This window comes from Thermogutta sp., assembly GCF_039793925.1.
In the GTDB taxonomy this organism is placed as follows: Bacteria; Planctomycetota; Planctomycetia; order Pirellulales; family Thermoguttaceae; genus Thermogutta.
Genome location: NZ_JBAMME010000214.1, coordinates 1 through 6,592, shown reverse-complemented (window position 1 = coordinate 6,592; position 6,592 = coordinate 1). Strand labels below are relative to the sequence as shown.

3 protein-coding genes are annotated in these 6,592 nt (G+C 59.5%); 2 read left to right on the top strand and 1 reads right to left on the bottom strand.

Annotation, left to right across the window (positions count from 1 at the left end; translation table 11 throughout):
* Positions 1-289: 289 nt before the first annotated feature.
* On the top strand, positions 290-1,246 hold the full coding sequence (locus ABJK56_RS08725) for a hypothetical protein (RefSeq protein WP_347244281.1): 957 nt from the start codon (positions 290-292) through the stop codon (positions 1,244-1,246).
* A gap of 64 nt (positions 1,247-1,310) precedes the next feature.
* Here the strand turns inward: ABJK56_RS08725 and ABJK56_RS08720 are convergent, their stop codons facing one another.
* On the bottom strand, positions 1,311-5,084 hold the full coding sequence (locus ABJK56_RS08720) for a protein kinase (RefSeq protein WP_347244280.1): 3,774 nt from the start codon (positions 5,082-5,084) through the stop codon (positions 1,311-1,313).
* Positions 5,085-5,578: 494 nt separating this feature from the next.
* On the opposite strand from ABJK56_RS08720, the gene ABJK56_RS08715 reads away from it, so the two are divergent.
* A partial coding sequence (locus tag ABJK56_RS08715) for a hypothetical protein (RefSeq protein ID WP_347244279.1) occupies positions 5,579-6,592 on the top strand: 1,014 nt, incomplete at its 3' end.

The window sequence follows — 6,592 nt, the reverse complement described above, 5'->3', positions numbered from 1 at the left end:
TCCACTTTGCAAGGACGATTCATGGAGGGTCCCGACTGGGGTACGCTGCTCGTGCTTGAAGAGGCTTGCCTTTTTCCTGCTCTCTGTGCCACCAACCGTCTCGAGGTTGGGTCAACTTCACATGTTATTGCGGCTTATCGAGGGTGCGCCCTAGAATGGAAACAGAGGGGAATCAATACCAGGGAAGGGCCACACGGCCTATCCCCAGACGATACAGGACGGCATGTCATAGCGAGTCTGCGGCTACGGTTGACTTTTGTGAAGATAGAAATGAGAAGTCCTTGGGGGGATGTTAACGTACCGAACCTACCTCAATACAGACCCGCCCCATCTGTTACGCATTTGGGCTGAGTGTACTGGTCGACCTGGCCTTGTGCAGCCCTTGAACATCTCTTCGTTAGAACGAAGCGTACTGAACAAGCCGTATTTTGACCCCAAAGGTTTGATTCTGGCTTTCGACGACGGTCGTCCGGTGGGTTTTGCTCACGCCGGATTTGCACCCTCCAGCGATTTTGGTGATGCCCTCCGGTGCGAGGTGGGCATCACATGTCTGCTGCTGGTGAGCCAGGAGTACGAGAAGTCGCAAGTCCCCGAGGAACTTCTCTTCCGCTGCGAAGAGTATCTCACATCCCGGGGTGCGCAGGTCCTTTATGGGGGCTCTGCCAGTCCGTGGCATCCGTTCTATCTGGGCCTTTATGGTGGTTTTCAACTGCCGGGTATCCTGGAGAGCGATACCCGGCTCATTGAGACTTTCACCCAGCACAATTACGTGCCGGATGCCCGATACCGGCGTTTTCAGTTGAACCTGATGCAGTACCGTCGGCCTGCGGATCCGGACTTGCGGCTGCAGTTCGCTCAGTACTCCGTTTGTAAACGGCTGGATCCCCAGCTCACCCAGTGGTGGGATGCGGTGTCCTACTGTGAATCCGAGCTTTTGGATTACTTGCTGGTCAATCCTGCGACAGGCCGACCTGTGGCGCGGGTGCGATTCTGTAAACATAATCCCAATCCGCACTGCTGGCCGGCGGTGGGGCTGGTGGATATCCGTGTGGCCGAGGGCTGGGCAGATTGCAGGGTCGACGATTTCCTGCTGGGTGAGTCTCTGGTCCGGTTGCAGCAGGACGGGATTTCCATTGTCGAGGCGCAGTGCCACAGTGGGGCGACGGGCACGGCCAATCTCCTCACCCAGCATGGATTTCAGCCGGCCACGGGAGGTGTCGTCTTCCGCAAAGAGAAAACCTCCTGAAAGTGCTCCATTGCGATTTTTCTAACGCGTGCCGTCGGCTTCGCGAGGCCATTGGCAGAAGCAACTAATCCGACGAAAACTGCGAAGCTGGTGTGATGGCGGCGTTCTCGACGGGCGTTTCAGTGTTCGGGTGGACGAGACTCTTTTCCGACTGAACCCCGGACTTTGCAAAAGGCCAAATTCGGACCTGGCGAGTTCGATCGAGGCTGAGGAATTGCTGAGAGTACGGCACAAAAAGGAGGGGCCCGCCAAAATCGCTGAACGAGGCATGACATCGACCGGTGGCGACATTCCAGATACGGAGTTCCACCTTACCGGCGGCGGCGTCAGGCGGGGTGGCTGAGAGGAGTGCCTGTCCATCCGGAGAGTACGCCAAATAGGTGATAAACCCCGGCGTCTCTTCCCACGAACCCAGGAAGCGAAGGGAGGGAAACTCAAACCGCTGAATGGCGGGGATCAGACGGCTGACCACCGCGATCTGACTTGTGGTGGGCGAGAAAGCGATCGTGGCGACGGGGCCGTTCTGAAGAAAGGCAGTAGCCACCTGTCGTCGGCGGTCGAAATCCCAGACCACGATTTGCCCGTTCGCCGTGCCTGCCACGAGATACTGGCCGTTGGGAGAGAAAGCCAGGCTTGTGGCATAGTTGCCGGAAAGAGCGAGTCCCTGCAGATCGGTTTCCAGCCAGGATTTGGTATCCCACGCGATAAATCGGCCGCGGCGATCAGTTCCCAGCACCAGTTTACCGTTGGGGCTCAGTGTGAGGGCTGTGAGAGGCACTGTGAGGGAAGAGACGGTGCGTGGGGAACTCAACCGGCGGGCGTCGCGGATCTGAAGCTGGCGCTCCCGCACCACGGCGACGATCCACTGGCCGTCGGCCGTGAAGAAGAGCCAGTCGTCACTGAGCCCGGCCTGTTTGGCGCTCACCAGCCGGGTTCTCGTGGCTGTGTCCCACAAGCTGATGGTGGAATCCCGAAACGCCAGGCCTTCCACCGTGGCAATGCGGGTGCCATCCGGTGATACAGCGACCGCCCGCACGATGCGGTTTTCTGTCTCCAACCGAGGAGGCACCTCTTGCTTTTCCAAATCCCAAACATTGAGGACACCCTGAGAGGCGGTGTACACCAGTCGGGAATCCGGGGAGAAAGCCCCGTACACGGCGTAGCCCACGTGGGCACTCAGACGATGGCTTTGGGAGAGGTTTCGGACGTCCCAAACGCGGGCGGTGTAGTCTTCCGCGGCCGTGAGGAGATAACGTCCGTCGGGCGAAAAGCGGACGGTTCGGATGGGATGGAAGTGGACGTCGCGGAGGTATCGGGCCTGTCGCGTGGTGAGGTTGTAGAGCCAGATACTTCCACCGGCCGCTCCTGCCAGCAAATTGCTATCCGGCGAAAAGTCCAGGGACCACACCGGCTCCTGAAACTCGCGAACCTGATGGACGAGTTGCAGATCCGGCCAGGAGACGAGGGCTACGCGGCCATTCGCCGATCCGCAGGCAATCAGGTGACCGTTCGGGGCTATCGCCACCGAGCGAAACATGCCTGCGGAAAATCGCGCAGAATCCCGAACAAGGATGGGATGTGGGAGTCCCGAATTGATGGGAGGAATCGTGAAAAACGCGCCATCGCCCGATCCGAGGGCGCGGAGAACGTCCGGCGTGAGGAAGTTGACCTTATTCGTGTGAGCCGGGCGAGCCGCGCCGGGTAAATCGCTTGTCATTGTTTCCCCGGTTGTCACGACATTGTCATTGCCCTGAGCGATCTTGAAGACACCTACTCCGCTGTCAGTTGCGGCCAGAAGGAATTCGCCTTGCGGGTGAAACGCGAGGTCCCAGCAAACGTCGTCTGCAGTCAGGCGGAATGCGCGGATCAGGCGGACGGGCGGATCTTCCGAGGGAGTCCGCTGCCACACGTGGATGGTATGGTCGTACGAACTGGTGGCGAAAACATTGCCTGCGGGGGCAAAGGCCATCGCGGCGATCCAGTCGGAATGAGCGGGAAACGTCTCCTTGACAATGTGCGCCTGCGTGTCCCACAGGAGGATCGAGCCGTCCCAGGTTCCCCAGAGGAGGAACCGGCCGTCGGGGGACATCACGAGACGGCGGATCCATTTATCTTCGGTGGACGCCACACTCCATGAAGTGCGGCCCTCCAGGCACAGGTTGTGGAGGAGGTTCCAGGCAAAGTCGCGAAGATCGGGCGGGCAGCGGTCAGGGTCTTCCAGGATGGCGAGGGCCTGTGCCGCATTCTCCAAGAGGAGCTCTTCCGCGCGAAACAACGAGTCCACATACCGCTGGTGGCGAGAAGCATCTTCCTGGGAGCGGAGTTCCTGCGCCTGCTGCTCGGCGAGATGGCTGAGGGCCCGCCGATCAGCCTCGATGCGCTCCATCTCACTGGCGTACCAGCGCAAACCCACGATGGCGATCGCCACAGAGGCCATTACGGCGGCCAAGGAAACCGCGACTGTGGCATGTCGCCGCAGCCATTTGAGGGCCCGCTCCACCGGGCCTGCCGGGCGTGCCCAGATGACTTGCCCTTCCAGGAACCGATGGAGATCATCGGCCAGGGCCGCGGCGGAGGGGTAGCGCCGGCTGGGGTCTTTTTCCAGGCATTTCAGGCAGATCGTGACCAGATCGCGGTGGACTGAAGGTTGCAGACGGTTGGGGGGAACCGGGTCCTGGTGCCGCACTTGAAGCAACGTTTCGATGACGTTCCGCCCATGAAACGGCGGGCGACCCGTCAGCAGCTCGTAAAGGATGGCGCCCAGCGCGTACACATCGGTTGTCGGTCCGATCCGCCCGACCTCGCTGGAAGTTTGTTCGGGAGCCATGTAAGCAGGCGTCCCGATCAGCTCCTCCTCCGTGGTCATGAGCGATCTCTCATCCAGCCGTTTGGCCAGTCCGAAATCGGCAATTTTGGGGCTGCCATCGGCATCCAGAAGGACGTTGGCGGGCTTCAGGTCGCGGTGGAGGATATGGTGCTCGTGGGCGTACTGAACGGCCCGAGCGAGAGTGGCCACCATCTTTGCGGCTTCGCGGGGGCTCCAGACCTTATCCGGCCTGTCGGCCAGAGAGCCACCCTCCAGGTACTCCATCGCCACGAACCAGGATTCGGCGCTTTCCCCGATTTCGTAGATCTGAACGATATGGGGATGGCGGAGAGCAGCGGCGGCTTCGACCTCAGCCAGAAAGCGTTGCCGCGCCGTTTTATCCCAGGCCGCCTGGTTCACCACCTTGAGCGCGACATAACGTTTCAACCGCAGGTCGCGGGCTTTGTACACGATAGCGGTGGCGCCCCGGCCAATCTCTTCCAAAAGCTCGTAATGTCCCAGGATGGTGGGGAAGGCGCGATCTTCTCGGTCCGTGTCCTCAGGGATCCGCGAGGCAGAACTCGTGGCTTCGTGATTGGGGGAGATTGTGGCCGAGGTGCCTGCATCCAATTCTTCCCGGGAAGGGCTCTCAGAAGCGAGCTCCGCCGCACCCGTCAGCTCGGAGACGTCGGATTGAAGGGAACTGGTCTCCAGGGCGGGCGCACGGCCATCTGTTTCCCGGAGGCCGGCTTCGTCCAGCGACTCCTTGACCACTTGATGGAGAAAGAAGAGTTCTTCTAAGTCCTGGGCAAACTGGGGAAAACGATGAAAATATTCCTCCGGCTTCGGTTGTTCTCCGCATTCGCACCGGGCCACGTACTCCGTGTAGATTAGCTCCAGCCACAACTCGGTGGAGAGTGCGTTGGCTTCTAGAGCTGAGAGGTAATCTTCGACGCGGCGACCCTGACGCTGCCGGATGGCCTGGTCGAGCGCCTGGCAGATTTCTCGCACGCTGTCTTCGATGCCTGGCATGAGGTTGCCTGTCGCCGCGGGTGGGGAGAGATCGGGAGCATCAAAACGGGAGAGCCACCTCCCGCTGCTACCTCCTTCCGTAAAACCAGCAAGCCGACGCCTTCTGCTTATTCTCTCCCTTCATCATACTATGGTTTGACGTCGTTCCGCGCACGAGTCACTTCCCCCGAATTGGGGGTAAGAGCCGGAGTTGATTACTCCACCGCGGTTATCTTTTCTGCGGAGCAGAGGTCATTCCCTTTTTGGAGCCGGGGACAAGCGTCACGTTTTCCACAATCTCTCGGACCGGCGGCGTATTCAGGACTGGATTTGGCCCGTTCGTCAAAATAGGTGGGTTTTTCCGTCCAATCGGATTGGAGGATTTATCTCGCATTTGTCGATAGTAATATCGACGTAACGGGTCGCTCACGCTAAAATCGCGTCCCTTTCTAATGAACCCACGGGCCGGCATAACCGACCGGGAAGGACTTTTTTCGGGAGCAAGGATGCCACCAATGTTGCAGAAGAACGGAATGCTTCGCCACGATGGTCGTCGGTTGGGAAACTCTCCTAAACATCGCAGGTTAAGATTGGAGCGGCTGGAGGACCGACAACTTCTGAGCGGCGTGGGGTTCAGTTGGGAAACTCCCCTTGGGTACGGCGATGCGGGGGCCATGTCGGGCAACATCATACCGGGCACGCTGGGGCTGATTCCGGCTCCTGATTTGACGCTTCCTGCAACGATCAATCCTTATCATCCACCGCAAGAAGTTGAGGCCTGGATTGATGGCAGCACTGTGCACTATCGGGCCAATGTGGGGGGAGTTTGGCAGGAAGGATCGACCTCGTACAGCTCTGGCCAGGTCATTGTCGACGTTTTGACCGAAGACGGAGTGGTGGCGTGGACGGTTGGAACGGCCCTTCCCAACGGCCAGATCGTGGCACGCAAAGTCGGCGTGGCGATCTACGATACAAACCAGGGGGCCTGGAAAACGGCGGATAGCCCAAATCTGGGGGTTCTCGCGGTCACTCAGTTGGAGAGCAGGGATGGAATCGTCGCCTGGACGATTGGTTATTCCACCGCAAATGGTTTCATTCCCCGAGAAGTTGGGGCGGCGGTCTACGATCCCGACGCTACAGACGGCGGATGGAAATTTTTCCAGACGAACACGTCGGACGGTACCCGAACGATTGAAGAGCTTCTCCTTAACAATGGCGGTGTCGGCTGGACCATCGGTGATCCTGCATCCGGCTCACCAACACCGATCCGCTCCGTAGGGATGGCTACCTACGATTTCGTGACCCACGAATGGGCCCGATTCCAAGTTAACGCCCGGGCAAACGAACGCTTCATCAATGTAGCGAACGGGGGTGGAGCCATGTTCTGGGCCATAACCCGGGACGGCAACGCCAACGCTGGAGCGCCCCAGGATTTCGGCGTCGCCGTGTATGACGAAGCCCGTCATCAGTGGAAAACCAACCGAACCAACTATGGCGGAACATACGTGCTGGGGGACTTCGATCTTGGC

Excerpts from the sequence above, each read along its gene's own strand:
- ABJK56_RS08725 (WP_347244281.1), top strand. The coding sequence starts at position 290 with ATGTTAACGTACCGAACCTACCTCAATACAGACCCGCCCCATCTGTTA.
- ABJK56_RS08720 (WP_347244280.1), bottom strand. The coding sequence starts at position 5,084 with ATGCCAGGCATCGAAGACAGCGTGCGAGAAATCTGCCAGGCGCTCGAC.